This is a genomic window from Promicromonospora sp. NPDC057138 (genome assembly GCF_042670845.1).
Classification (GTDB): Bacteria; Actinomycetota; Actinomycetes; order Actinomycetales; family Cellulomonadaceae; genus Promicromonospora.
On record NZ_JBHUUX010000041.1, the window covers coordinates 24,566 to 48,980 of the forward strand.

Annotated in this window: 22 protein-coding genes and 4 tRNA genes; 11 read left to right on the top strand and 15 right to left on the bottom strand. The window is 71.7% G+C overall.

Annotation, left to right across the window (positions count from 1 at the left end; translation table 11 throughout):
• Positions 1 to 21: 21 nt before the first annotated feature.
• The 6 genes from ACFT2C_RS19765 (at position 22) to purM (ending at position 10,080) form a co-directional block, all read left to right on the top strand.
• Positions 22 to 2,184, top strand: coding sequence for an RNB domain-containing ribonuclease (locus ACFT2C_RS19765; protein WP_377208784.1), 2,163 nt, complete (start codon positions 22 to 24; stop codon positions 2,182 to 2,184).
• Positions 2,185 to 2,268: 84 nt separating this feature from the next.
• Positions 2,269 to 2,628 carry a sterol carrier family protein gene (locus ACFT2C_RS19770; protein WP_377208785.1) on the top strand — a complete coding sequence of 120 codons (360 nt, stop codon included), beginning with the start codon at positions 2,269 to 2,271 and terminating at the stop codon, positions 2,626 to 2,628.
• 228 nt (positions 2,629 to 2,856) lie between these two features.
• Positions 2,857 to 6,885, top strand: a complete 4,029-nt coding sequence (locus ACFT2C_RS19775; protein WP_377208786.1) for an ExeM/NucH family extracellular endonuclease — start codon at positions 2,857 to 2,859, stop codon at positions 6,883 to 6,885.
• Positions 6,886 to 7,004: 119 nt separating this feature from the next.
• A complete protein-coding gene (locus ACFT2C_RS19780) occupies positions 7,005 to 7,304 on the top strand; it encodes a hypothetical protein (RefSeq protein WP_377208787.1) in 300 nt (99 codons plus the stop codon).
• Positions 7,305 to 7,361: 57 nt separating this feature from the next.
• Complete coding sequence (purF, locus tag ACFT2C_RS19785; RefSeq protein ID WP_377208788.1) at positions 7,362 to 8,909, top strand: amidophosphoribosyltransferase; 1,548 nt, start codon at positions 7,362 to 7,364, stop codon at positions 8,907 to 8,909.
• Positions 8,910 to 8,970: 61 nt separating this feature from the next.
• A complete protein-coding gene (gene purM, locus ACFT2C_RS19790; protein WP_377208789.1) occupies positions 8,971 to 10,080 on the top strand; it encodes a phosphoribosylformylglycinamidine cyclo-ligase in 1,110 nt (369 codons plus the stop codon).
• A gap of 59 nt (positions 10,081 to 10,139) precedes the next feature.
• Here the strand turns inward: purM and ACFT2C_RS19795 are convergent, their stop codons facing one another.
• Entirely contained in the window at positions 10,140 to 10,352 is a 213-nt protein-coding gene (locus tag ACFT2C_RS19795; protein WP_377208802.1) for a DUF3073 domain-containing protein, read from the bottom strand.
• A 606-nt stretch (positions 10,353 to 10,958) separates the two neighbouring features.
• On the opposite strand from ACFT2C_RS19795, the gene ACFT2C_RS19800 reads away from it, so the two are divergent.
• On the top strand, positions 10,959 to 11,168 hold the full coding sequence (locus ACFT2C_RS19800) for a BldC family transcriptional regulator (RefSeq protein WP_108495333.1): 210 nt from the start codon (positions 10,959 to 10,961) through the stop codon (positions 11,166 to 11,168).
• Between the two features lie 64 nt (positions 11,169 to 11,232).
• On the opposite strand, the gene ACFT2C_RS19805 is transcribed toward ACFT2C_RS19800, so the two are convergent.
• From ACFT2C_RS19805 to ACFT2C_RS19825, 5 genes are all read right to left on the bottom strand, one after another.
• On the bottom strand, positions 11,233 to 11,562 hold the full coding sequence (locus tag ACFT2C_RS19805) for a DUF3618 domain-containing protein (RefSeq protein ID WP_377208790.1): 330 nt from the start codon (positions 11,560 to 11,562) through the stop codon (positions 11,233 to 11,235).
• The gene (locus tag ACFT2C_RS19810; protein ID WP_377208791.1) at positions 11,559 to 12,011 is read right to left on the bottom strand and encodes a phage holin family protein; all 453 of its coding nucleotides are present in this window, start codon (positions 12,009 to 12,011) and stop codon (positions 11,559 to 11,561) included. The genes ACFT2C_RS19805 and ACFT2C_RS19810 overlap by 4 nt, the downstream gene beginning before the upstream one ends.
• Positions 12,012 to 12,305: 294 nt before the next feature.
• A tRNA-Phe gene (locus tag ACFT2C_RS19815) sits at positions 12,306 to 12,378 on the bottom strand.
• Between the two features lie 52 nt (positions 12,379 to 12,430).
• A tRNA-Asp gene (locus ACFT2C_RS19820) sits at positions 12,431 to 12,504 on the bottom strand.
• A 144-nt stretch (positions 12,505 to 12,648) separates the two neighbouring features.
• Positions 12,649 to 12,721, bottom strand: a tRNA-Glu gene (locus tag ACFT2C_RS19825).
• 99 nt (positions 12,722 to 12,820) lie between these two features.
• On the opposite strand from ACFT2C_RS19825, the gene ACFT2C_RS19830 reads away from it, so the two are divergent.
• Positions 12,821 to 13,165, top strand: a complete 345-nt coding sequence (locus ACFT2C_RS19830; protein WP_377208803.1) for a metallopeptidase family protein — start codon at positions 12,821 to 12,823, stop codon at positions 13,163 to 13,165.
• A gap of 53 nt (positions 13,166 to 13,218) precedes the next feature.
• On the opposite strand, the gene ACFT2C_RS19835 is transcribed toward ACFT2C_RS19830, so the two are convergent.
• On the bottom strand, positions 13,219 to 14,589 hold the full coding sequence (locus ACFT2C_RS19835) for a M15 family metallopeptidase (protein ID WP_377208792.1): 1,371 nt from the start codon (positions 14,587 to 14,589) through the stop codon (positions 13,219 to 13,221).
• A 413-nt stretch (positions 14,590 to 15,002) separates the two neighbouring features.
• On the opposite strand from ACFT2C_RS19835, the gene ACFT2C_RS19840 reads away from it, so the two are divergent.
• The gene (locus ACFT2C_RS19840; protein WP_377208793.1) at positions 15,003 to 15,614 is read left to right on the top strand and encodes an antibiotic biosynthesis monooxygenase; all 612 of its coding nucleotides are present in this window, start codon (positions 15,003 to 15,005) and stop codon (positions 15,612 to 15,614) included.
• 58 nt (positions 15,615 to 15,672) lie between these two features.
• Here the strand turns inward: ACFT2C_RS19840 and ACFT2C_RS19845 are convergent, their stop codons facing one another.
• From ACFT2C_RS19845 to ACFT2C_RS19875, 7 genes are all read right to left on the bottom strand, one after another.
• The gene (locus ACFT2C_RS19845) at positions 15,673 to 16,527 is read right to left on the bottom strand and encodes a glycerophosphodiester phosphodiesterase (protein ID WP_377208794.1); all 855 of its coding nucleotides are present in this window, start codon (positions 16,525 to 16,527) and stop codon (positions 15,673 to 15,675) included.
• Positions 16,528 to 16,679: 152 nt separating this feature from the next.
• On the bottom strand, positions 16,680 to 18,128 hold the full coding sequence (locus ACFT2C_RS19850; protein WP_377208795.1) for an FAD-binding protein: 1,449 nt from the start codon (positions 18,126 to 18,128) through the stop codon (positions 16,680 to 16,682).
• A gap of 80 nt (positions 18,129 to 18,208) precedes the next feature.
• The gene (locus ACFT2C_RS19855) at positions 18,209 to 18,727 is read right to left on the bottom strand and encodes a TrmH family RNA methyltransferase (protein ID WP_377208796.1); all 519 of its coding nucleotides are present in this window, start codon (positions 18,725 to 18,727) and stop codon (positions 18,209 to 18,211) included.
• Positions 18,728 to 18,908: 181 nt separating this feature from the next.
• Complete coding sequence (locus tag ACFT2C_RS19860) at positions 18,909 to 19,370, bottom strand: hypothetical protein (RefSeq protein WP_377208797.1); 462 nt, start codon at positions 19,368 to 19,370, stop codon at positions 18,909 to 18,911.
• Positions 19,370 to 20,143, bottom strand: coding sequence for an SDR family oxidoreductase (locus ACFT2C_RS19865; protein WP_377208798.1), 774 nt, complete (start codon positions 20,141 to 20,143; stop codon positions 19,370 to 19,372). Before ACFT2C_RS19865 ends, ACFT2C_RS19860 begins: the two co-directional genes overlap by 1 nt.
• A 38-nt stretch (positions 20,144 to 20,181) precedes the next feature.
• Positions 20,182 to 21,120, bottom strand: a complete 939-nt coding sequence (gene sigJ / locus ACFT2C_RS19870; protein ID WP_377208799.1) for an RNA polymerase sigma factor SigJ — start codon at positions 21,118 to 21,120, stop codon at positions 20,182 to 20,184.
• A 75-nt stretch (positions 21,121 to 21,195) separates the two neighbouring features.
• Positions 21,196 to 21,271, bottom strand: a tRNA-Lys gene (locus ACFT2C_RS19875).
• A 222-nt stretch (positions 21,272 to 21,493) separates the two neighbouring features.
• Between ACFT2C_RS19875 and ACFT2C_RS19880 the strand changes: the two genes are divergently transcribed.
• Positions 21,494 to 21,778 carry an iron-sulfur cluster biosynthesis family protein gene (locus tag ACFT2C_RS19880; RefSeq protein WP_129782914.1) on the top strand — a complete coding sequence of 95 codons (285 nt, stop codon included), beginning with the start codon at positions 21,494 to 21,496 and terminating at the stop codon, positions 21,776 to 21,778.
• A 113-nt stretch (positions 21,779 to 21,891) separates the two neighbouring features.
• Here ACFT2C_RS19880 and ACFT2C_RS19885 read toward each other — a convergent pair whose 3' ends face one another.
• Positions 21,892 to 22,659 carry a M50 family metallopeptidase gene (locus ACFT2C_RS19885; protein WP_377208800.1) on the bottom strand — a complete coding sequence of 256 codons (768 nt, stop codon included), beginning with the start codon at positions 22,657 to 22,659 and terminating at the stop codon, positions 21,892 to 21,894.
• A gap of 191 nt (positions 22,660 to 22,850) precedes the next feature.
• On the opposite strand from ACFT2C_RS19885, the gene ACFT2C_RS19890 reads away from it, so the two are divergent.
• On the top strand, positions 22,851 to 24,362 hold the full coding sequence (locus tag ACFT2C_RS19890) for a DEAD/DEAH box helicase (RefSeq protein WP_377208801.1): 1,512 nt from the start codon (positions 22,851 to 22,853) through the stop codon (positions 24,360 to 24,362).
• Positions 24,363 to 24,415 lie beyond the last annotated feature (53 nt).

Consider the following 24,415-nt stretch of genomic DNA (forward strand, 5'->3'; position numbering starts at 1 on the left):
AACCGGCTTATGTTCGCACTTGTGCCGACTCGTCAGATGCGCCTCGCGCCCGCTGCCCCCGACGACGTGAGCAGTGCCCTCGCGGCGCTCCGCGCCGAGGTCGGCCTGCCCGCGATGTTCCCGCAGGACGTGCTCGAGGAGGCGCGGGCGGCCGTCGAGCAGGACTTCTCCGCGGGCCGGGCCGACCGCCGCGACATCGAGTTCGTCACCATCGACCCGGCCGGTTCGAAGGACCTGGACCAGGCGGTTCACGTGGAACAGTCCGGCGAGGGCTACGTGGTGCACTACGCCATCGCCGACCTCGGCGCCTTCGTGCGGCCGGGTGGCGCCCTCGACGCGGAGGTGCACAAGCGGGGCATGACGGTCTACGGGCCGGACGCCCCCACGCCGCTGCACCCGAAGATCCTGTCCGAGGGCGCGGCGAGCCTCCTGCCCGAGGAGGACCGGCCGGCCGTGCTGTGGACGGTCACCCTGGACGCGCGCGGCATCATCACCGGCGCCTCGCTGGAGCGGGTGCTGGTGCGCAGCCGTGAGCGGCTCACCTACGCGGAGGTGCAGTCCGGCCTCGACGCCGGGACCGCGAGCGAGTCGCTGCAGCTGCTGGCCGACGTCGGACGCCTGCGCCAGTCGCTCGAGCTCGCACGCGGCGGCGTCTCGCTGGAGGTGCCCGAGCAGGAGGTGGAGCGCCGCGTGGACGGCACGTACACGCTGTCCTTCCGGCGCAGCCTCCCGGTTGAGGAGTGGAACGCGCAGATCTCCCTGCTCACGGGCATCGCCGCGGCGCACCTCATGCGCGAGGCGGGCGTGGGCATCCTGCGCATGCTCCCGGAGGCGGACCCGCGCGACCTGGCCCGCCTGCACCGCACCGCGCGGGCCCTGCGGATCGACTGGCCGGACACCCTGCCGTACGCGCGCCTGGTCCCGACCCTCGTCTCGCGCATCCCGGAGCACGCGGCGTTCCTCAACGAGGCGACGACGCTGTTCCGCGGCGCCGGGTACGTCGCGTTCGGCATGCCGGGGCCCACCGGCGCCGTCGTGCCGGTGCCCGAGCACACCCGGCACTCCGCCATCGCCGCCGACTACGCGCACGTCACCGCGCCGCTGCGGCGGCTGGTGGACCGCTACGCGACCGAGATCTGCCTCGCCATCTCCGCAGGCACGCCGGTGCCCGGGTGGGTGCTCGAGGCGATGCCCGCCCTGCCTCGTGTCATGGCCGAGGCCGGGCGCCGGGCGTCGTCGTTCGAGCGCGAGTGCGTCGACATCGTCGAGGCATCGATGCTCGCCGACCGGCTGGGCGAGGAGTTCGACGGCGTGGTGGTCGACGTCGACGACGACGACGCCAAGGAGGTGCAGCGCGGCCAGGTCGTGCTGCGCGATCCCGCCGTCCGCGCCCGCGTGACGGGGCGGAGCCTCCCGCTGGGCGACGAGGTGCGGGTCAGGCTGGCCGTGGCCGACGTGTCCGAGCGGCGCGTCCTGTTCACGCTGGGCGACGTCCGCACGGGCGACCCGGAAGCTGCTCGGGAGCCCGCGACCGGTCGGACCGACGCCGCGGAACGCGGCGGGCGACGCTCCACCGCGGGTCGCTGGTCGGAGGCGGGCACCGCGCGGCCCAAGGCTACTCCGGCGGCGTTCGCACTCCCGGCCGACGGCCCGGTCCCCGCGCGCGGGTCAGTGGTCCGGTCGCGCCGGGAGCGCGAGGCGGCGGCGCCTGAGCCCGCTCCCCGGCCGCAGCCCAGCCCGAGCCCTGGTCCCCGCCCGGTCCCGCAGCCCCGCCCGGTTCCGCGGCCACGCCCGACCCCGCAGCCCCGCCCCGAGGAGGGGCCCGCCCCGCAGCAGGGCCCGGACGTCGGTGCGGCGGCCTCGGCCGCGCCGGTCCCGTCGGCCTCGGCCGCGCCGGTCCCGCCGCACCCCGGGCACGGCGTCGGCTACCCGCCGATGCGGCGGCCCGTACGGCCTCAGGTCCGGGACGAGATGCCGCTGTCCGAGCCGTGGCCGCGGCACGCGCCGTCGCCCCGGCGGCTCGCGGCGCTGTCGCAGCCGGTCCCGATGGTCGGGCGGGACCCGCTCCCGGACGCCAGGTACGGGGCGGAGCACCAGGCCGTGGTGTCGCACGAGCTGCCGGTGGTGGTGGCGGCGGACCTGCTCGCGGTGGAGGGCCCCACGTCGGACGTCTACCGCTACTGACCCGGCGGTCCGCGATACTGACGCCATGATCGATGCTGTTCCTGCCGCCCCGACGTGGTGCGGCGACCTCCTGGCGGTGCGGTAGTGCCCCCGCGGCGCCGGACCGATCCGGGAGCCGGGCGCACCGCCGTCGCCGTGTGGGCGCGGGGCGAGGCGGAACGCCGGGACGTGACCACCGCCGTGCGGTACACGCTGGAGGAGCTGGCCGACCGGGCGCCCGGGAACTCCGTGGAGGTGCGCGTGCCGCCCGCCGGCGCGGTGCAGGCGGTGGCCGGGCCGCGGCACACCCGCGGGACGCCGCCCAACGTGGTCGAGACGGACCCGGACACCTGGCTCGGGCTCGCCACGGGGACCGTGGCCTGGGCGGACGCCGTCGCGGACGGCCGGGTGCGCGCCTCCGGCGAGCGCTCCGACATCTCCGACCTGCTGCCGCTGGGTCAGTAGCCGCCCGCGTGTTTACGGGCGTGTGTCGGTGGCTCGCGCTAACCTCGGGCCCGCGCGCTCCTCGACGAGCCGCGGCGAGCACAACGGTTGGTGCGCTGCCCGGGTGAGATCGCGGGAATTTTTCCGCAATGACCCCATTTGTAACCGCGCATTCATCGCGCCGTGGTTGGTTGGGTGCGCTCGTGGCGTGAACCGAGCACCACCTCTTCAACTGCAGAAGGAGTCAGCGTGGCACCCAGCACGCTCCGATCCTCACCGACGTCCGCGAGACCGGCCCGCACCGCCGTGGCCGCAGCGCTGACGGCGGCTCTCGCCGTCCCCACCACCCTGGCCGGCCTGGCCCCCGCACAGGCGCTGGACGTCACGTCGATCGCCGACATCCAGGGCACCGGCGACGTGAGCCCGCTGGTGGGCGACACGGTCACCACCCAGGGCGTCGTCACCGCCACCTACCCGACCGGCGGCTTCAACGGCTTCTACCTGCAGACCGGGGGCACGGGCGGCGACACCGACGCCACGCCCGGTGCGTCGGACGCCGTCTTCGTGTTCTCCGCGGTCGCCGCTGCCGCCGTGTCGATCGGCGACCACGTCGAGGTCACCGGGGCCGTGTCGGAGTACAACGGCCTGACCGAGCTCACCCCGGCATCGGGCGGCTGGACCGTCCTCGACACCGCCGCCGCCGTCGAGCCCACTCCCGCGGAGTGGCCCGCCGACGCAGGGGGTCGCGAGGCGCTCGAGGGCATGCTGCTCGCCCCGCAGGGCGACTTCACGGTGACGGACAACTACGACACCAACTACTACGGCACGGTCGGCCTGGCCGCGGGCGACAGCCCGCTGGTGCAGCCCACCACCGCCGGCCGCCCGCTCTCGGCGGAGTACGACGCGCAGATCGCGGACAACGCGGCGCGCGCGGTGCTGCTCGACGACGGCTCGTCGACGAACTACAACTCGAACGCCAACAAGGCCAAGCCGCTGCCCTACCTGACCGGCGGCGCGCCACTGCGGGTGGGCGCCGCCGTCACGTTCACCACGCCGGTGGTCCTCGACTACCGCTACGGCGCGTGGGGCTTCCAGCCGCTGACCCACCTGACGCCCGACGTGGCGGAGACGGTCCAGCCTGCCACGTTCGAGAACACGCGCGAGGAAACGCCCGCCGAGGTGGGCGGCAACCTCAAGGTCGCGACGTTCAACGTGCTGAACTACTTCAGCACCACGGGCGACGAGCTCACCGGCTGCACCTACTACACGGACCGTGTGGGCGACCCCGTCACCGTCTCGGGCGGCTGCGCCGCCCGCGGTGCGGCCGAGGAGGAGGACCTGCAGCGTCAGCAGACCAAGATCGTCGCGGCGATCACGGCGCTCGACGCCGACGTCGTCGCGCTGTTGGAGATCGAGAACACCGCCTCGCTCGGCGGCCCGCGCGACCAGGCGCTCGCCAACCTGGTGGACGCGCTGAACGCCGCCGAGGGCGCCGGGACGTGGGCCTACGCGGGCTCCCCCGCCGAGGTGCCCGACGCCGAGGACGTCATCCGCAACGCCTTCATCTACCGGACCGCCACGGCGGATCCGGTGGGCGACTCGACGATCCTGGTCGGCGACGAGGCGTTCCAGAACGCGCGCCAGCCGCTGGCTCAGACGTTCCAGCCCGCGGGCGGCGCCGCCGACGCCGGCGACGACGTCGTCGTGATCGCCAACCACTTCAAGTCCAAGGGCTCGGCCGGCCCCTGGCCCGGCGACCCGGACCAGGGCGACGGCCAGGGTGCCTCGAACGAGTCCCGGACGCGGCAGGCGACGGCGCTCGCGACCTTCGCCGAGGCCCGGGCCACCGCGGCGGGGACCGACAAGGTCCTGCTGGTCGGCGACTTCAACTCCTACGAGCAGGAGGACCCGATCAAGGTCCTCACCGACGCCGGCTACACCGACCTCGGGCCCACGACGGGCGAGTACACGTACAACTTCGACGGCATGGTCGGCTCGCTCGACCACGTGCTCGCCTCCCCGGCCGCGGCCGAGCTCGTGGCCGGCGCCGACGTCTGGAACATCAACGCGTACGAGCCGGTGGCGAACGAGTACAGCCGGTACAACTACAACGCGTCGATCCTGTACGACGAGACTCCCTTCCGGTCCTCGGACCACGACCCGGTCCTCGTCGGCCTGGACCTCGCCGGCACGACCACCGAGCCCGGCTCGGTCGACCTGGACCTCGTCGCGATCAACGACTTCCACGGCCGCATCGACCAGAACACCGTCAACTTCGCGGGCACGGTGGAAGAGCTGCGGGCGCAGAACCCCGAGGGCACGGCCTTCGTCTCGGCCGGTGACAACATCGGCGCCTCGCTGTTCGCGTCCGCGCTGCAGCAGGACCAGCCCACCATCGACGTGCTGAACGCGCTGGGTCTGACGTCCTCGGCGGTCGGCAACCACGAGTTCGACCAGGGCATGGCCGACCTCACCGGCCGCGTCACGGACAACGCCGACTGGGACTACCTGGGCGCCAACGTCTACGACGAGGCCACGGGCGAGCCGGCCCTGCCGGAGTACCAGGTCGTGCCCGTCAACGGGGTCGACGTCGGCTTCGTCGGCGTGGTCACGGAGGAGACGCCGACGCTGGTCACGCCGTCCGGCATCGAGGGGCTCACGTTCGGCGACTCGGTCGAGGCGATCAACCGCGTCACCGACGAGCTGCTCGACGGCGACGCCGCGAACGGCGAGGCCGACGTCGTAGTGGCCCTCGCGCACGACGGCGCCAGCGCGGGCACGCCCGACGGCGCCACGCTGGAGGAGGAGATCGCCGCCGGCGGTCCGTTCGCCGCGCTGGTGCAGGAAACCGACCCGCGCGTCGCCGCCATCTTCACGGGCCACACGCACAAGCAGTACGCGTGGGACGCCCCGGTCCCGGGCGCGGAGGGGGAGACCCGGCCGATCATCCAGACCGGCAACTACGGCGAGTTCCTGGGCCACGTCTCCCTGACGGTGGACACGGAGTCGTTCGACGTCACCGACTACACCGTCGAGAACGTCGCCCGCACCACCACCCCGGCCGCCGACCTCATCGCCGACTACCCGGTGGTCGCCGAGGTCGACACGATCGTCGACGCCGCGCTGGCCGAGGCCCAGGAGATCGGCGCGCAGCCGGTCGGCAAGGTGACCGCGGACGTCACCACCGCGTTCTCTGGCGGCACCTACACGGACGGCGTGTACACCGGCGGCAACCGTGACGACCGCGCGTCCGAGTCGGCGCTCGGCAACCTCGTGGCGAACTCGCTGCGCGACTCGCTCGCGAGCGACGACCGGGGCGGCGCCGACATCGGCGTCGTGAACCCGGGCGGCCTGCGCAACGAGCTCTACTACGGCGAGGACGGCGTCATCACGTACGCCGAGGCCAACGCCGTGCTGCCGTTCGTCAACAACCTGTGGACGACCACCCTCACGGGCGCGCAGCTCGACACGCTGCTCGAGCAGCAGTGGCAGACGGACAAGGACGGCAACCGTCCCTCGCGCCCGTACCTGGCGCTGGGGCTGTCGGACAACGTCTCGTACACGGTCACGACCGCCGACCCGAACGCGACGCCCGGCGACAACGTCTCGTCGATCACCATCGACGGCGTGCCCGTCGACCCGGCCGCGGAGTACCGCGTGGCGACGTTCTCGTTCCTGATCTCCGGGGGCGACAACTTCCGGGTCTTCACCGAGGGCACGAACGGCCGCGACTCGGGCCTCGTGGACCGCGAGGCGTGGATCTCCTACCTGGAGAGCTCCTCCCCGATCACGCCGAGCTTCGCCCGCACCCGCACGATCACCTCGGCCCTGCCGGGCACCGTGCAGGCCGGCGGCTCGACCGACGTCAGCCTGTCCGGGCTGAACCTGACGTCGCTCGGCTCGCCGCAGAACACCGCCGTCGAGACCTTCCTGGTCGCGACGGGCGGCGCGGCGGCGGACGGCGTCTCCCTCGGCACCGGCACGGTGACGGACGGCGCGACGTCGGCGTCGGTCACGATCCCGGCCGGCACCGCGGCGGGCGAGTACCAGCTCCTGGTGCAGGCGTCGCCGTCGGGCTCCACGGTCCGGCTGCCGGTGACCGTCGAGGCGGCGACCCCCGAGGAGCCGGAGGCCCCGGCGTGGCAGCCGTGGAAGTTCTACTGGCGGGGCGACACCGTCTCCTACAAGGGCGAGGTCTACGTGGCGACTCGCCCGACCATCCTCAAGATCCCGGGCGTCGGAAAGCACAGCCCCTGGAAGCTCGTCTCGCCGAAGTAGAACCAGGGCGAACTAGAACTGCAGCGAAGTAGAACTGCAGCGCACCCTTCACCGGGGTGCGCTGCAGTTCTGCTTCGCCCTGGTTCTACTTCGGCGACAGGGGTGCGTACCCTGGTTTCGTGAGTGAAACCCAGGCACCGAGCGACTCCTCCGACGACGTGGAGGTGCGGGACGTCATCGACCCGGCCACCGTGCGCCGCGCTCCGCGGTACAAGGCGTTCTTCTGGACCGGCGCCCTGATCGGGATCGTGCTCGGGCTGGCCCTGTCGCTCTATCTCGTCAGCACGCCCTCCGGCGCGGCCATGATGAAGCCCGGCGTGTACATCACGGTGTTGACGGCGTTCGTCACGATGGTGACCACTCTCCTGGCCGGCCTGTTCGCGGTGATCGCGGACCGCCGGAGCCTGCGCGGGCGCTGACGCAGAGGTCACAGGCCGGCTGGCGACTTCGATCCAGCCGCATGGGATACTCGGAACATGCCTCTGCGCGGAGATGGCCGACTCAACCACGACCTCATGCCCGGCGAGAAGGGCCCCCAGGACGCATGCGGCGTCTTCGGGGTCTGGGCACCCGGCGAGGAGGTCGCCAAGCTTGCGTACTTCGGTCTGTACGCCCTGCAGCACCGCGGACAGGAGTCCGCGGGCATCGCCACCAGCAACGGTGAGCAGATCCTCGTCTACAAGGACATGGGGCTCGTCTCCCAGGTCTTCGACGAGACAGCCCTGAACGCCCTGACCGGCCACATCGCCGTCGGGCACTGCCGGTACTCCACGACCGGTGGCGTGACCTGGGAGAACGCCCAGCCGACGCTCGGCGCCACGGCGTCGGGCACGGTGGCCCTCGGCCACAACGGCAACCTGACCAACTCGGCCGACCTCGTCAACCTCGTCGCCGAGCGCTACGGCGCGCAGCGCCGGGGCGAGCTCGCCCGCGGCAACACCACCGACACCGCCCTCATCACCGCCCTGTTCGCGGGCGACGCGGACCACACGCTGGAGGCCACGGCCGTCGAGGTGCTGCCGCGCCTGCGCGGCGCGTTCTCCCTGGTCTTCATGGACGAGAACACCCTGTACGCGGCGCGCGACCCGCAGGGCGTGCGCCCGCTCGTCCTCGGTCGCCTCGACCGCGGCTGGGTGGTCGCCAGCGAGACCCCGGCCCTGGACATCGTGGGCGCCTCCTATGTGCGCGAGGTCGAGCCCGGGGAGCTCATCTGCATCGACGCCGACGGCATGCGCTCGGTGCGCTTCGCCCCGGCCGAGCGTGCGGGCTGTGTCTTCGAGTACGTGTACCTGGCTCGCCCCGACAACACCATCAACGGCCGCTCGGTGCACGCGGCGCGCGTCGAGATGGGGCGCCAGCTCGCGCGGGAGCACCCCGTCGAGGCCGACCTCGTGATCCCGACGCCGGAGTCCGGCACCCCGGCCGCCGTCGGCTACGCGGCCGAGTCCGGGATCCCGTTCGGGCAGGGCCTGACCAAGAACGCCTACGTGGGCCGCACCTTCATCCAGCCGTCCGACACGCTGCGGCAGCTCGGCATCCGCCTGAAGCTCAACCCGCTGCGCGAGGTCATCAAGGGCAAGCGCCTCGTGGTGGTGGACGACTCGATAGTCCGCGGCAACACCCAGCGCGCCCTGATCCGCATGCTGCGCGAGGCCGGCGCCGCCGAGGTGCACGTGCGCATCTCGTCGCCGCCCGTGAAGTGGCCTTGTTTCTACGGGATCGACTTCGCCTCGCGCGCGGAGCTCATCGCGAACGGCCTGGGGGTTGACGAGATCGGGCAGTCGCTCGGCGCCGACAGCCTCGGCTACATCTCCACCGAGGGCATGATCGCCGCGACCGAGCAGCCCAGCTCGCAGCTCTGCGCCGCGTGCTTCACGGGCAAGTACCCGATCGAGCTGCCCCCGGGCGACCAGCTCGGCAAGCACCTCCTCGAGCAGGCGGAGCTGCCGCTCGGCCCGCCCGAGGACGGTCTCAAGCAGCTCGCCGTGAGCACCGGTGGCTCGACCGCGCTCGACCATCCGTGACCGCACCCTGCTTCACCAGCAACACCGCTTCACCCGCCCCGACCACCCTCATGGAGCACCAGTGACATCCGAAGGCCTGACGTACGCCGCCGCCGGCGTCGACACCGAGGCGGGCGACAAGGCCGTCGAGCTCATGAAGGACGCCGTGCGTCGCACGCAGGGCCCTGCCGTGCTCGGGGGCGTGGGCGGCTTCGCCGGCCTCTACGACCTGTCGGCGTTCAAGGGATACCGCGCGCCCCTGCTGGCGACCTCCACGGACGGCGTCGGCACCAAGGTGGCCATCGCGCAGGCGATGGACAAGCACGACACCATCGGGTTCGACCTGGTGGGCATGGTCGTGGACGACATAGTCGTGATGGGTGCCAAGCCGCTCTTCATGACCGACTACATCGCCACGGGCAAGGTCGTCCCGGAGCGGATCGCGGACATCGTGCGCGGCATCGCGCAGGCCTGCGAGGTGGCGGGTACCGCCCTCGTGGGCGGCGAGACGGCCGAGCACCCGGGCCTGCTGGAGCCGGACGAGTACGACGTCGCAGGCGCCGCAACGGGCATCGTGGAGGCCGACAAGGTGCTGGGCCCGGACCGGGTGCAGCACGGCGACGTGCTGATCGCCATGGCGTCCAGCGGGCTGCACTCCAACGGCTACTCGCTGGTGCGCGCGGTCATCAAGCACGCGGGCTGGTCGCTGGACCGGCACGTCGACGAGCTGGGGCGCAGCCTGGGCGAGGAGCTGCTGGAGCCCACGCGGGTCTACGCCTCGGACTGCCTCGCCCTGGCCGCCGACGATGCCGCACAGGTCCACGCCTTCACCCACGTCACCGGTGGCGGGCTCGCGGCCAACCTGGCGCGCGTGCTCCCGCAGGGTCTCGTGGCGACCGTCGACCGGGCGTCCTGGGACGTGCCGGCCGTCTTCCGCATGGTGCGCGAGCTGGGCGGCGTGCCGAACCGGGACCTGGAGAACACGCTCAACCTGGGCGTGGGCATGGTGGCGGTAGTCGGTGCTGACGGCGCCGACGCGGCACTCGCGCGACTCGCCACGCTGGGCGTGCCAGCGTGGACGCTCGGAAGCGTCGAGACCCTTGATGCCTCTGTGGCGCAGGAAGACCTGGTCGCAGGGACGAAGGGTGTCTCCGGCGGGGCGGTCAGGCTGGTGAACGACTACCGCGTCTGACGCGGTGGCAGGGCCCGTCCAAGGACAGGGCGCGGGGCCGGCGCAAAGCGCCGGCACCCTCAGCGCGTGTTGCCGTCCTGCTCTGCCCAGTCGGAGTACCTGTTGTCGTACTCCTCGTCCTCCGGGGCTTCCCACCGCGACTGTGTTGCCACATCCGTGTGGGAGTCTCCGCTGAGCTCCTGCTCGAGGGCGTGATAATTGGTGTCCGGGCTGTAGTACTTCAGCTCGCGAGCAACCTTGGTCTGCTTAGCCTTCTGACGGCCGCGGCCCATGGCTCCGACCCCCCTCAACGTAGGAGCGGGGCGGCACCGTGCATAGACGTGCGGCCCCGTAGCGTTTCGTCTGTTCAGGTTCCAACGTTACATGCTGGTACAGCGTTTCTTCCAGTCCGTGGGCGCGATTCGTCCCATCCTCGGATGTGATCTGCGGCGCGATCGGGTGGTCCGCCACGCCGTCCTCGAGGCGCGCTCCAAGGCCAAGCGTGGCTCTCCCTTGCTGAATTCTTTGCCTTCGGGAACCGACGGCCCCGCCCAGGGCGGAGTGTGCTCTTGCTGCCCGGGGCATCTTGTTCATCCCCTCGGAGTATCCCGCTCCGATGCTTTGCCGACTCCTGGGCGACGTGGGGTCTCGGGCCGGGCCTGTCGATCCGTCGACTGACCTGTCTCGGGTGAAGTTGGGGCGGGGGGCGATGTTGGCGTGTCGCACGTGTCCCAGACTCGCCCGAAACGGGCGCGCGTGGCGAGCAGCGGAGAAAGTGAGGAAATAAACCGCGTCCCCAAGTCGCCTAAATCCCGTTTGCTGCTAACAATGGTGCAAGAGCGGGTGTCGTCAACCGCCTGGTACGGCCAGGCCGGCACCGTTCCGGAGGAGGTGCGGGGATGTCCATCCACGGAGAATCCGAGGTCCTGCTCACGCCTGCCGAGGTAGCGAGCTTGTTCCGTGTTGACCCAAAGACAGTAACGCGTTGGGCAAAAGCGGGAAAGCTCTCGTCGATCCGGACACTTGGCGGTCACCGCCGCTACAAGGAGTCCGAGGTTCGGGCGCTGCTCGGTGCGGCAGCGGACAGCTCGGGCGACTCTGACAACTAGTCAGGCGTCGTTGACGGATTGGTCGGCAGGTAGGACGAAGGCGCGCCGGGTGCTGCCCCCCAGCTCAGCCCCGCGCGCGCCTGAGCACAGCGGTGACGGCAACCGCCGTACCGAGGGCGACTAGACCGAGCGTGGCTCCTATCAGGATCTTGGCGTTGCGGGCCCGGCGCGCATCTTGCGCCGGGCCATTCTTGTTGCCGAAGGATCCGCTGACCATCGCGCCGGCGTCGCTCGCCGCCTGCTTGGCGTCGTGCGCGATGCGGGACGCCTGGTAGCCAGGGCTCAGACGGGTCGTCAGCTCGTCGATGGCTGCTGCGAGGTCCGCACGGGTGCGGACGACCTCGGCGTGGAGCTCGCCGGTGCTGGGCGTGGGCGGCGTCGCCGGAGCGCTCATCGGTGCATCCCCTCCTTGATCGCCGCGATGTCGTCCTTCACGCGCTGGACGCTCTCCGGCTTGGTGCTGGCCTTCTTCAGCTGCTGTGCGCCCACCAGCGCGAGGGTGATCGTCACGAGCAGCATGAAGCCGCCGATGGCGAGCGCGGACAGCCAGAGCGGCCACACGGTGCCCAGGCCGTAGACGGCGGCCAGCAGCAGCACGCCGACGGCGTAAGCGAGGATCAGGAGCGCGACGACGAGCAGCCCGATTCCGATGCCGGACTTCATAGCCTTCTCGCTGAGCTCGGCCTTGGCGAGCGCGATCTCCGCGCGCACGAGCCGGGTCGCCTGCTCGGAGATCTGCTCGACGAGCTTCCCCAGTGAGGCGGGCCTGTCGGGTTCCGGCGTGCCTGCCGGGGCGCCGCTCGCGGCCCCCGCGTGGCTGTCGACCTTCACGTCCTCGATCATCTGCCCTCCCGTGCCCCCGGTTCCGGCATGTGCCGCTGAAGACAACTCAACAGGTCAAGAGCGCATGGGGCAATTCCTGGCGCGGCGTGGCTTGGAGGAAAAGACCTGAAGAAGAGTGCGCGTCAATCCGCGAATAATGGAACGAATTGCCTTGGAGGGTGCTGGGGATGGCGTTCACAGGGGCTGAGAAGGCACGGTCGACCAGCGGCGATGGGTGGCCCGGAAACGCCGATGGGCCGCACTTCCGAAGAAGTGCGGCCCATCGAGATCGCTGGATCCTGCGATCCTTGGCTGTGGCTCCGACCGGCGTCGATCCGGTGACCTTTCGATTTTCAGTCGAACGCTCTACCAACTGAGCTACAGAGCCCTAGCGCGAACGCCCGGGATAGTCGAGATCGACAACCCGGGCGCCTCTCGCGCGACCCTGACGGGACTTGAACCCGCGACCTCCGCCGTGACAGGGCGGCGCGCTAACCAGCTGCGCTACAGGGCCTTGGACGCTACCCGCGACCGGGGGGCTCGTTTCGAACCGTGAGGATCCTAACCCACCGCGGGCCCGAATCTGAAATCAGATTCGGACGCCGCACGGATGACCTGCCTCACAGCAGTCGAAACATGGCTCTGGCGAGCCCCTTCGTACCCCCAACGGGATTCGAACCCGTGCTACCGCCGTGAAAGGGCGGGGTCCTAGGCCGCTAGACGATGGGGGCTGGGACCTGGCAAGTCTACAGATACTCGGCACCCTCGCTGCACGGTCCACCTGGCGGTCCCGGGCGCCTCGCATCGGGGATGATGGGTGCGTGGTGGAGATGACGCGCGAGGACTTCGAGATGGCTGTCAGCGAGGGACTGGACCTCGTTCCGGCCGACCTCGCGGCGCAGATGGACAACGTGGTGGTCCTCGTCGAGGACGACGCTCCCGCGGAGGATCCCGAGCTGCTGGGGCTCTACGAGGGGGTGCCGCTCACCGAGCGCGACCACATGTGGGCGGCCGGCGCGCTGCCGGACCGCATCACCGTCTTCCGGAACCCGACGCTCGCCATCTGCGACACCCGCGAGGACGTCGTCGAGGAGGTGGCCGTGACCGTAGTGCACGAGATCGCCCACCACTTCGGGATCGACGACGACCGGCTGCACGAGCTCGGCTGGGGATGACGAAGCCGGCCCCGCGAAGCAGCGCTTCGCGGGGCCGGCTCCGTGCACGAGGGTCAGTACGAGACGCCGTACTCCCAGTGCCAGGGCTCGGGCTTGCTGCCGCCGGGCTCGGCCCAGCCCGGATGCTTCCAGCCGTACGTCCCGGCGTTGGCGACCATCCAGCCGTACTCGGCGCTGCCGAACGACTCGATGCCGCCCGACAGGTCGACCGCCTGGCCGAGGCCGTGGTTCGAGGTACCGGGCACGGCCGCCAGGCCGCCCCTGGAGGCCGCGACGCTTACCTGCTCCGCGTAGGAGCGGTACCCGTCGGTGACCTTCAGGTTCCGGCCGAACGCCGCACGGAAGGCGCCGTTCAACTCCTCGAGCGCGGCCGCGGCGTCGCACCGCAGCTGCTCGTCCGACACCCAGCTCAGCCCGCAGAGCACGCTCGCCGGGATCTGCCCGTTGCCGTAGCTCTTCGCGACCTCGACCATCGCCTTCGCCTTCGCGGCTCGGGCGGCGGCCTCGCGCTCCGCGGAACGGGCGGCACGAGCGGCGCGCCGCTCTTCCGCGGCCTTCTTCGCGGCGGCGATCTCCTCTGGCGTGGGACCCGCCTTGACCGACACGACGATGTCGCGGTCGGCCTTGGTGATCAGCCGCTGGAGCGACGTCGTCACCTTCTCGATGCGGTCGGCCGACGGCGCGGCCGTCGTCTCCGCGCCCTCCGCGTCCGCTTCCTCGGCGTCGACGGACTCGTCGACCGAGTCCGCGAGCGGGGTGTCGAGGATCGGGAGGACGGCGGCCCCCTGCTCGCTGAGCGGGGTGATCGCCATGGCGGCACCGGCCAGGTTGGTCGGTGCGGTGGCGTCCGCCGCTGAAGCGGCCTCGGAGGCCGCCTCCCCGGCGGTCGTGCGGCCCGTGCCAGCCGTGGCGGAAGTGCCGGCAGCGGTGGCGCCGTCCGCGGTCCGCTCGGTGAGCGGCGCGCGGTCGGCGGCCCGGGAGGCGACGATCGGGCGTATCCCGACTGCCGTGCCGCCGGTATCGCGGGCCTGGTCCACCAGTGCCCGCAGGTTCTGGGCGGCAGCCCGGACGCGCTTGCGCTCCTTGGCGGAGAGGTCGCCCTCGCGGGTGACGTAGGCGGCGTCGGTCAGGACGGCGTCCGCCTTCTCCGAGGCGGACCGCACCTTGGGCCCGAGGACGACGGCGCTGGGCTGGGCGGCCGGCTGAGCGGCCGCCGCGGTGCCCGGGGAGCCGGCGCCGCCGGTCCCGGCGAGGCAGACGGCCGCGGTGGTTGTCAGGGCGACCGACGTGAGCGCGGCGGCTATCGCGAAGGACGAGCGGCGCACCAGCGGGTGGGGAGAGTGCTCTACGACCATCGCATGCGCCCCGCGCACGCCCGGGCGTCGCGTACGACGGGGGACGAGCGCGTGGTCGCCGCGCGTCAAGAGCTCTCCTGACACTCGGGGGCAGGGACAAGGCGCGCCGTGCGAGGCGCGACGGGGTTCGGCGTCTGGGGCACGCTGAGCTTCCGTTCTGCGGCTGGGCACGGCGGCACCGTGAGGGTCGTTTTTCCCTCGGGCGGACGGCGTCGCATGCTCCGGCTGCGGACTGGCCACGGCGCGCGACAGGTCGCGGAGTCATGGCAGTGCCGCGAGAAGCTCGGACCGAAGGCCCAGGGGGTGAGCTTCACGCGGCGACGTTTAATGTTGAACGATCGTCCAAGAGTTTTGGAACCCCCTTTACGGAGGCATGCCTCACAAAGACTGCGCGCAGACCGTGGCGTAGACGTGAAGGAGCGACAACCTGGTGTGTGCGCAGTCACACTGATGGGAGCGCTGCCATGCGTGAGACTCCGGGCATGGCCCATCACGATCAGGCCGCGAACGGATCCAGGCCCACCCCCGCCGGGCAACCCGTGACCGTGTCCATCCATCGCGTCGTCAACCCCGACCACGTCCCCGAGGTCACCCGCTGGGTGCAGTCGGGCGTCAACCTCGCCAACCGCTGGGACGGCTTCCTCGGCTCGGGCTGGATCCGCGCCGCCGAGGGGGCCCGCGACTGGCACATGCTCTACCGCTTCGCCGACGCCGACCGGCTCGCCGCCTGGGAGCAGTCCGCCGAGCGCCGCGACTGGCTCGCGCAGGGCACGGGCCTCGTCGAGGAGCTGCGCTACCAGCAGCGGACGGGCATCGAGGGCTGGTTCGACGACCCGTCGCGGACGGACGAGCCGGCCGACGTCGCCGCCGTCGTGGTGCCGCCCCGGTGGAAGCAGGCGACCAGCATCTGGCTGGGGTTCTTCCCCGTGAACCTGTTGTTCACGGCCCTGTTCACGTACCTGGTGCCCGGCTGGGACGACGTCCCGCTGGCGCTCAAGGTGCTGATCTCGACCCTGATCCTGACGCCGATCATGGCGTACTGGGTGCTGCCCTGGGTGACCCGCCGCCTGCACGGCTGGCTGCACCGCACCTAGCCCCACCAGTGGGACGGTCAGGTCACCTGGGTGACCCGCGCGTCCGAGGCGTGGGCTTTCAGGCCGTGCCGGCCACTGCTCGCTGGGCCGGGACGCGGCGTCGTGGCCGGATCCCGCCGCGGCCCGGCACCGCCGGAACGGCCAGGACCGCCGTGTGGACGGCCCGGCCGGCGAGCCACCCGGTGAGTCGCTCCGGCCGGTCGGTGACGACGGCGTCGACGCCGGCGCCGTCGTCGGCGGAGACCAGTGTGGTCCACGCGGCGGGGTCGTTCGCCGTCCAGGACATGACGCGCAGGCCCGCGGCGTGCAGGCGGGACACCAGCCGCGGGCTGTTCGCGACGGTCGCGACCGACGGGTTGCACGCGACGACCCGCAGGCGCTCGCACAGGCGCAGCAGGCCGGGCGGGTCGAACGAGACGAGGAGGCCGCCCGGCAGGTGCGGCGCGACGTCGCGCACCGTGGCGACCGTGCCGGGCCAGAAGCTCTGCACCAGGACGCGGTTGTCGAACCCCGCGGCGGCGATCGTCGCAGCGACCCGCCCTACCTGCTCGGCGCCCCACGAGCCCTTGAGCTCCAGCAGCAGGTCCGTGTCCGGGTGCCGGGCGAGCACGCCCAGCACGTCGTCGAGGGTGGGGACGCGCTGCCCCGAGAACGCCGGGGAGAAGCGCGAGCCGGCGTCGAGCCCCAGCACCTCGTCCGCGGTCAGGGCGGAGACCTTGCCGGTGCCGTCGGTGGTGGCGTCGACGGTCTCGTCGTGGATCACGGCGCCCACGCCGTCGGCGGTGGGCTGGAGATCGATCTCGACGGCGTCCGCGCCCGCGCGGCACGCTGCCTCGACGGCGGCGAGCGTGTTCTGCGGGGCTACCGCGGAGTAGCCGCGGTGGGCGATGACTGCGGGACTGGCGACGGCCATGCTGACCTCCGGGTCTGCGGTTCAGCAACCACGTTAGGCCGCTGCCGGACGCCTTCCCAGGCCTGCCGCATGAGTTCCGGGAGTGTTCCGGGACAGTTCACCCGGCGGTCCCGGGGGCGCTGTGTCGGCCACCCGGGCGATACCCGGCGGCCTCACGGCGTGCGCAGAGCGCCGCCGACCTCCCCGAAGATGCCCTGGCCCGGCGTGAGCACCTGGCGCGGGTCGTAGCGGTCCTTGGCGCGCCGGACGGCGGGCCAGCGGTCGCCGTAGTGGGCGCGCCAGTCGGCCGGGCTCAGGTGCAGAGCGTTGACCGGGTAGTGCGTGCCGCCGACGGCGCGGACCCGGGCGTACAGCGCGTCGTTGTCGGCGATGAGGCGCTCCACAGCGGCGTCGTCGGGCGGGCTCACCGCCCGGAGCAGTGCGAGCAGGAAGAACACCGGGCCGTCGGGGACCCTCACCTGGGGCTGCGTGATCGGGGACCGGTTGGTCGGGTACAGCAGCGCGACGCCGCCGGCGTCGGCCGGGGTGAGCGTCGTGAGCAGCTCGGTCACCAGCTCGTCGGTGGCCGAGTCCGGGACGAACACGTTCAGCCAGGGCCCGGGCAGGCGGAGCGCCTCGATCTGCTCCACTTCCTCGTAGATGCGGTTCAGCCACTCGAAGTAGGTCATGTCCACGACGTCGACGCCCGACGGGGCGAGGCCGGCCAGCAGGACGTCGTCGTCGGGCGGCTCGGTGGTGAACCAGGCTCCGCCTTCCAGGACGAAGGTGAAGCCGTCGTCGTCCGTCGGGACGAGCTGGCCCTCAAGGTAGTCGAAGCGGCCGTCGGCCAGGGCCGTGCGCTGGGCCGCGGTGAGATCGGTGACTCGCGGATAGGTCAGTGTGTAGATGCGCGCCATCGCGGGCGCCGCCACCAGCCGGACCGCGGCCCGCACGATTACGGCGAACTGGCCGAGCCCCCCGAGCACCGCCTCGAACAGCTCCGGCTCGTGGTCGGCCGAGCAGGTCACGAGGCGCCCGTCGCCCGTGACGACGTCGAGCTCGATCGTGTTGTCGACGAGCATCCCGAAGTGCTGGGACGCACCGCCGATGCCGCCGACGCTCAACGTGCCGCCCACCGACAGGCCGAGGTAGTCCGTGCTGACGGGCGGCGCGGCGCCGGCGGTCAGGGCGGTGCGGATCAGGTCGAGCCACTGCACCCCGGCGTCGACCACCGCGTGGTCGAGCGTGACCTCACGGATCGTGGCCAGTGTCCGCGAGTCGATCACGACGCCGCAGTCGGCCTGCGCCTGGCCGAACGTCGAGTGGCCCTGGCCCCGGACGGCGATCGTGAGCCCGTGCTCGTTCGCGAAGCGCACCACCGTGACGACGTCGTACACCGAACCCGGCCGCAGGACCGCGCGCGGGCGGCGGTGGGCGAGGTGCCCGTAGTCGGTGGCGGCCTCGGTGAGCGCGGCGTCGTCGGTGACGAGCTCGCCGTCGAGATGAGGGATCTGGATGGCCCCGGTGTTCTCGGGGAAGCTGGTGAGCCAGTGCGACGTCGCCGGGTCGAACGCGACGACGGCGGCGCCTGCCAGAAACGTACGGCGATCGAGCTGTGCCATGTGAGCCCCTCAGCGTCGGGTCGGGCGACCACGGTACAGGCCACAGGGCGCACTGTGGTGCCGGTTCCGTGGATGTGCCGTCAGGACAGGCCCGCGAGACGATAGACGACCAGGCTGCCCGCGACCGCGACGTTCAGGCTCGCACCCCAGCCCGCCATGGGGATCTCGACGCACTCGTCGACGTCTGCGAGCACGTCGTCCGGCACGCCCTGGTGCTCGTGCCCGAGCAGGAGGACGGTAGGGGTCCGGGCGGGCTCGAGGCGAGGCAGCGGCGTGGCGCCGTCGGCCAGCTCGACTGCCACGAGCCGGAAGCCTGCGTCCCGCTGCTCGTCGAGCCAGCGCTCCTTCGACGGCGCCACCCAGTGGATGCACGGCCGTCGCCCACGCAGCGTGTCGCCCCTGGCCAGGGCTTCCTTGTAGTGCGGCGTGCGGGGCACGGCCAGGCACGCGCCGACGGCGTCGCACGTGCGCAGCAGCGTCCCGAGATTCGCCTCGTACGCGACCCAGAGCGGGGCGACGACGAGGTGGCCCCAGCAGCCGTGCTGGCGGGCGCGTCGTCGGCGGCGGAGCTCGGTCGGCTTCGACTTGGACCCGCTCACCTGATCGTGGCGGTGTCTCCCGGACGAATGAACATGAGGGGGTGCCTTTCAGCGGCGGCACCGGTCCATCGACAGCGGCGAAGGATTCGCCGCGGGACCGCCGACGCTACACCGCGGGAGCGGTGCTGACCAGGGATCTCGCGTGGGTAGCCCATCGCCCGAGCGTGGCGCCGGCTGGTCATCACGAGCGGCAAGGAGCGTCTCCGGGACCGGTGCGACCGGCGTCACCAGGAGCCGCGAGGCGTCGATGAGCATCGCTTCGGCGCTGCTTGGTGAGAGCGAGCAGACCGGCCGGCAGGGCTATGGCGAGGCCGAGCGCGACCATGAGCAGTGTGGCGGTCGGCTGCGAGAGGTGGCCGAGCATGGTCAGGTGCACGAAGAAGTGCGGGACCGCCCACGCCAGGTACATGACGAGTGCGGTCCGAGTCATCCACTGACCCATGTGGACAGTCGCAGCGCCGAGCACCACAGCGCTGCCAAGTGTCATGGCGCCGTAGTCGATCATCAGGTGCCTGTTGTAGGCCATGCCCATGCCCACCACCTCGAGCGCGAAGAACTGTGCGGGGAGAAACACCGCCCACGAGCCGACGACGAGCTGGGTCGCGGCAAGGAACCCGAGACCGGTGCGAAGCCACCCGCGCATCACCGGCTCCGTCCGTGCGCACCGGATCCGGCCAGGAAGTCGTCGAACGTGATCCGAGTGACCGCACGATCCGGAGTGATGTGATGGCCCGCGCGGAAGTCCCGGACCGCCTTGCCGGGCACTGGGGCGGCCCACACGGGTCGACGACGGCCGACCGCTCGGAGATAGCTGCGGGCCAGGTCGGCGGCCTCCCGGACCTCCGGACCGCCGATGTCCGGCACCCGGTTCGCGGCCGGTCCCGCCGCGTACGTGAGCATCTGGTCGGCTACCTCCGAGACATCGACCGGCTGGAAGTGCACCCTCGACGGCATCAGCGTCACCGGCAGCAGGCGTTGGGCCTCGCACAGGGCAGCGATCAAGTCGTGGAACTGGGTCGTGCGCAAGATCGTCCACGGTAGCCCCGAGCGCTCCACCAGCTGCTCGCACGCCAGCTTCGCCCGGTAGTAGCCGAGCGCGACATTCTCGATGCCGACGATCGACAGGTACACCAGGTGCGGGTTGCCGGCTGCTCTCACGGCCTCGATCAGGTTGCCGGTGGCGGCCACATCGCCTCGTCCGTTCGTGGTCGCCAGGTGGATGACCACATCCACCCCCGCAGCCGCGGCGACCAGCCCGCTTCCGGTGCGCAGATCTCCCACCACCCAGCGGTGAGCGGCCGGCTCGCGTCTCCCGCGGGTCAGCACCCGCACGTCGTGGCCCGCGTCGAGCAGTCGCGGTACGAGCGTGCGCCCGAGCCGCCCCGTACCGCCGGTGATCAGAACCTGTCGTGCCATGTCTCGCTCCGTGGTCGCTGGATTCTCGCCTTGCACCACTAGGAACCGAACGGCGCCTCGGAATGTGACAACCGGGCCAGCTGCGTACCGACGAACCGGAGCTTGCCCGGGTTGGCGAGGATGTGGATGTTCGTGATCCGGCCGTTCGCCACATCCGGCACGACCACACCAAGCAGCCTGGAAGCGAACCAACCGGCCGCCGCCACGGTCCCGTTCACCTCGCAGACGGACACGGTCAGGCCTTCGACGTACCGGCTGGTGACGACCGTCAGGTACCGCGCCACCTTCTCCGCACCACGCACCGGCAACCGGGCGACACCCGGCGTGCCACCACCATCGGCGACCGCTGTGACGTCCTCGGCGAGCATCCGCTCCAGTCCGGCGAGATCGCCGCCCCGGGCGGCAGCGAGGAACCGGTCGACCAGGATCCGACTCTCGGGGTCGTCGTTCGCGGATGGCGGGAGCCGGGCGGCCGACAGCCGTTTCCGTGCTCGGCTGTGCAGCTGCCGGCAGTTCGACTCCGACAGCCCGACCAGCTCGGCCACCTCACGATGGCTGTAGCCGAACGCTTCGCGCAGCACGAAGACCGCCCGTTCCCCCGGGGTGAGCCGTTCGGCGAGCACCAGGAAGGCCAGTGACACCGTGTCCCGTTGTTCGGCAGTCTCCAGCGGCCCCAGCGCGCCTTCGGAGGTGAGCACTGGCTCCGGCAACCACGACCCGATGTAGCGTTCGCGGCGGATCGGCGCCGATCCGAGCCGGTTCAGGCACAGGTTGGTAGCAACCTTGGCCAGCCACGCGGAGGGCTTCTCGACCGAGCCGGGCTCGGTGCCATGCCACCGTAGAAAGACGTCCTGGACGACGTCCTCCGCATCCGCGGCCGAACCGAGCATTCGGTACGCCAGCCCGAACAGGCGAGGACGCTGCAGCTCGAACGCCGTGACAGGCGCGGACCCGCGCTGCTCCCCAGGCTGACTCATGGTCGCGATCATCGCACTGCGGTGCTAGGGACTTCCTCGATGGCATGCAGCCAAGGACCGGTCACAAAGACATGGTGGTGGGCCCCCCGGGGATCGAACCCGGAACCCGCGGATTAAAAGTCCGCTGCTCTGCCAGTTGAGCTAGAGGCCCGCGCGCCCGGCGTCCGGGCGGCGCGAGTAGAAAGCCTACCGGTCGGCACCGGTCACGTCGTAGACGCGGTCGAGCGGGGCAACCTACGTCTTCTCGCGGCGCCTGTCACGCGCTGTCTCACCCACCGGGAGATATCGGGCTAAAAGCGTCTCACGCTTGCGGTGAGGGGGTGGGCTTGGTTCGGTGGACGGGACCGCGGAGAACCAATGTGAGGAGCTCAACGTGCTCACCGTGACCGACAATGCCCGTACGGCCGTCCAGGACCTCGCCCAGCAGGCTGGTGTACCGGTCGAAGGCGGGCTGCGCATCGCGCAGGCGTCCGGCCAGCCCGGCAACTTCGAGCTCGCGCTGGTTCCGGCGCCGCAGCCCGACGACCAGGTCGTCGACGCTTCGGGTGCCACCAACGTGTTCGTCGAGGCGCAGGCTGCCCCTGCTCTGGAGACGCTGACCCTGGACACCGACCCCGGTGCCGAGGGCCCGGGTTTCGTACTCACGCCCAAGGCGTGACTCGCGGCGCCCGCTGGGGTGCCGCACAGTCGACGAGCCCCCGAGAAGCTGCCGGCCAGGCAGCGTCCCGGGGGCTCGTCGTTGCCGTCAGGCCGCGGAGCCGTCCGATGGCCTTACAGCGCCACGCCGAGGATCCACGAGCCGCCCAGCACCAGCGCGCCCAGCGTGACCAGCAGGAACAGCGTGACCCAGAAGAGTCCCGCGACGCCGGTCAGGCGGGCGAGCATGTCGGCGTCCGACGTCCGGGCGCGGCCGCGGGAGCGCTGCACCTGCAGCTCGAACACCGGACGCACCGCGCCGAGCAGGAGGAACCACGTCACGGCGTAGGCGACCGCGCTCTGCACCTCGGGCTCAAGGAACCACGTGACGAACACGAGCGCCGTGCCGCTGACGAGGATCGACCAGAGGCCGAACCAGTTGCGGATCTGCAGGAGCAGCAGCGCGAGGAGCGCGACGAGCAGCCACAGCAGCCCGACGGCGTAGCCCAGCTTGAGGAGCCACGCGGCGCCGAGGCCGATGATGCCCGGCCCCACATAGCCGGCGAACGCCGTGATGACCATGCCCGGGCCACGGGGCCTGCCGCGCGAGACGGTGAGGCCTGAGGTGTCGGAGTGCAGCCGGATACCCTCCAGCTTGCGGCCCGTCAGCAGCGCGCCGAGGGCGTGCGACGCCTCGTGGGCGATGGTGATGACGTGTCGCGTCAGGTGCCACAGAGGCCGGAACAGAACCACGACCAGGGCGATCGCGCACATGGCGAGCACCATCAGGTTCGACGGCGGGTCGACCGGGGTGACCGCGTTGGTCCAGATGGTGCCGAGCACGTCGCCGATGGCGGCAAACGAGCCGGCGGAGCTGGTCGCTGCGGGAATCATGCCGCACATAGAACCACACCGAACGTGACGTGCGCCGCAGCCGCCGGTCACAAGGACGTGAGATAGTGGGTGGTCGTGGGCGGTATTTGGCCGCCCGACGTCGTGGCCCCGGCCCGGGTTAGCACCCCGCCGCCTGGTGTGAGCACGGCGGACCACCGGCGCGAGACGCGCCGCCACCGAGCCCGAGAGGCCCAACTCCTTTGACTACCTTTGCCGACCTCGGTCTGTCCGCGCCCGTTCTGCGCGTTTTGACGGACCGCGGCATCACCTCGCCGTTCCCCATTCAGACGGCATCCCTGCCGGACTCCCTCGCCGGCCGCGACGTGCTCGGCCGCGGCCGCACCGGCTCCGGCAAGACTCTCGCGTTCGCGCTGCCGGTCGTGACGCGCCTCGCGACGTCCGGCGCTCGTTCTGCCGCGTCGGGGCAGCCGCGCCGGGCGGCGGGCCGCCCCCGTGCCCTGATCCTGGCTCCCACCCGTGAGCTCGCCAACCAGATCGACGAGTCGATAGCGCCCCTGGCGCAGGCGCTCGGCCTGAAGACCACCACGATCTTCGGCGGCGTGGCGCAGTCGCGCCAGGTCACCGCGCTGAACGCGGGCGTCGACATCGTCATCGCCTGCCCCGGCCGGCTCGAGGACCTGCTCGGCCAGCGGCACCTGACGCTCGACGACGTCGAGATCACCGTGCTCGACGAGGCCGACCACATGGCCGACCTCGGGTTCCTGCCCGGCGTGAAGCGCATCCTCGACCGCACGGCCTCGAACACCCAGCGCCTGCTGTTCTCGGCCACACTGGACAACGGCGTGGACGTGCTGGTCAAGCGCTACCTGCACCAGCCGGTCACCCACTCGGTGGACGACGCCGCCGCGCCGCCGCCGCAGATGACGCACCACATCCTTGCCGTGGCCGACAAGGACGCGAAGAAGAACGTGGTGCACCAGCTCGCGCAGGGCACCGGCCGGCGCGTGTTGTTCATGCGGACCAAGCACCAGGCCAAGAAGCTCGCCAAGCAGCTCACCGCCGCGGGCGTGCCCGCCGTCGACCTGCACGGCAACCTGGGCCAGGGCGCGCGTGAGCGCAACCTCGCCGCGTTCTCGTCCGGCGAGGTGCGCGTGCTGGTCGCGACGGACATCGCCGCGCGTGGCATCCACGTGGACGACGTCGAGCTCGTGGTGCACGTGGACCCGCCCGCCGAGCACAAGGCGTACCTGCACCGCTCCGGGCGGACGGCGCGAGCCGGTTCCGGCGGCGACGTCGTGACGATCATGCTGCCCGAGGAGCGCGGCGACGTGCGTGACCTGACCCGCAAGGCGAAGATCAGCGCCCGCCCCCAGGACGTCCGCCCCGGCGACGCGACGGTGACCGGCCTGGTCGGCGAGGTCGCGCCGTACGTCGAGTACGTGCCGCCGGCCCCGCAGCCGCAGGGCCGCCAGGGCCAGCCGCGGAAGCAGGGCGGGCGCTCGCGCTCCGGCGGCCAGGGCGGCGGCCAGAGCACCGGTCAGGCCGGCCAGGGCGGCGGCCGTCAGGGCCAGCCGCGTAGCCAGGGCGCCGGCCAGGCGTCGGGGCAGCGCAGCGCGCGCCCGGCGTCAGGCGGCGGACGCACAGCTGCCGACCACTTCCCGAGGCCGGACGGCGCGGGTGCGCCCCGCCGTCGTCGGCGTGGCGGCCGTGGCCGCGGCGCGGGCAACCCGAACGCCTCCGCCGCAAGCTGACCCCAGGGCCGCGAAGTAGAGCGTGTGTCCGGCCTCCGCTGGGGTTAACAACC

What these genes read in the sequence shown, in the direction of transcription:
- purF (WP_377208788.1), top strand. Translation starts at nt 7,362, where the DNA reads ATGCCTCTGCGCGGAGATGGCCGACTCAACCACGACCTCATGCCCGGC.
- ACFT2C_RS19795 (WP_377208802.1), bottom strand. Translation starts at nt 10,352, where the DNA reads ATGGGCCGCGGCCGTCAGAAGGCTAAGCAGACCAAGGTTGCTCGCGAG.
- ACFT2C_RS19800 (WP_108495333.1), top strand. Translation starts at nt 10,959, where the DNA reads ATGTCCATCCACGGAGAATCCGAGGTCCTGCTCACGCCTGCCGAGGTA.
- ACFT2C_RS19805 (WP_377208790.1), bottom strand. Translation starts at nt 11,562, where the DNA reads ATGAGCGCTCCGGCGACGCCGCCCACGCCCAGCACCGGCGAGCTCCAC.
- ACFT2C_RS19810 (WP_377208791.1), bottom strand. Translation starts at nt 12,011, where the DNA reads ATGATCGAGGACGTGAAGGTCGACAGCCACGCGGGGGCCGCGAGCGGC.
- ACFT2C_RS19830 (WP_377208803.1), top strand. Translation starts at nt 12,821, where the DNA reads ATGACGCGCGAGGACTTCGAGATGGCTGTCAGCGAGGGACTGGACCTC.
- ACFT2C_RS19840 (WP_377208793.1), top strand. Translation starts at nt 15,003, where the DNA reads ATGGCCCATCACGATCAGGCCGCGAACGGATCCAGGCCCACCCCCGCC.
- ACFT2C_RS19845 (WP_377208794.1), bottom strand. Translation starts at nt 16,527, where the DNA reads ATGGCCGTCGCCAGTCCCGCAGTCATCGCCCACCGCGGCTACTCCGCG.
- ACFT2C_RS19850 (WP_377208795.1), bottom strand. Translation starts at nt 18,128, where the DNA reads ATGGCACAGCTCGATCGCCGTACGTTTCTGGCAGGCGCCGCCGTCGTC.
- ACFT2C_RS19860 (WP_377208797.1), bottom strand. Translation starts at nt 19,370, where the DNA reads ATGCGCGGGTGGCTTCGCACCGGTCTCGGGTTCCTTGCCGCGACCCAG.
- ACFT2C_RS19865 (WP_377208798.1), bottom strand. Translation starts at nt 20,143, where the DNA reads ATGGCACGACAGGTTCTGATCACCGGCGGTACGGGGCGGCTCGGGCGC.
- sigJ (WP_377208799.1), bottom strand. Translation starts at nt 21,120, where the DNA reads ATGAGTCAGCCTGGGGAGCAGCGCGGGTCCGCGCCTGTCACGGCGTTC.
- ACFT2C_RS19885 (WP_377208800.1), bottom strand. Translation starts at nt 22,659, where the DNA reads ATGTGCGGCATGATTCCCGCAGCGACCAGCTCCGCCGGCTCGTTTGCC.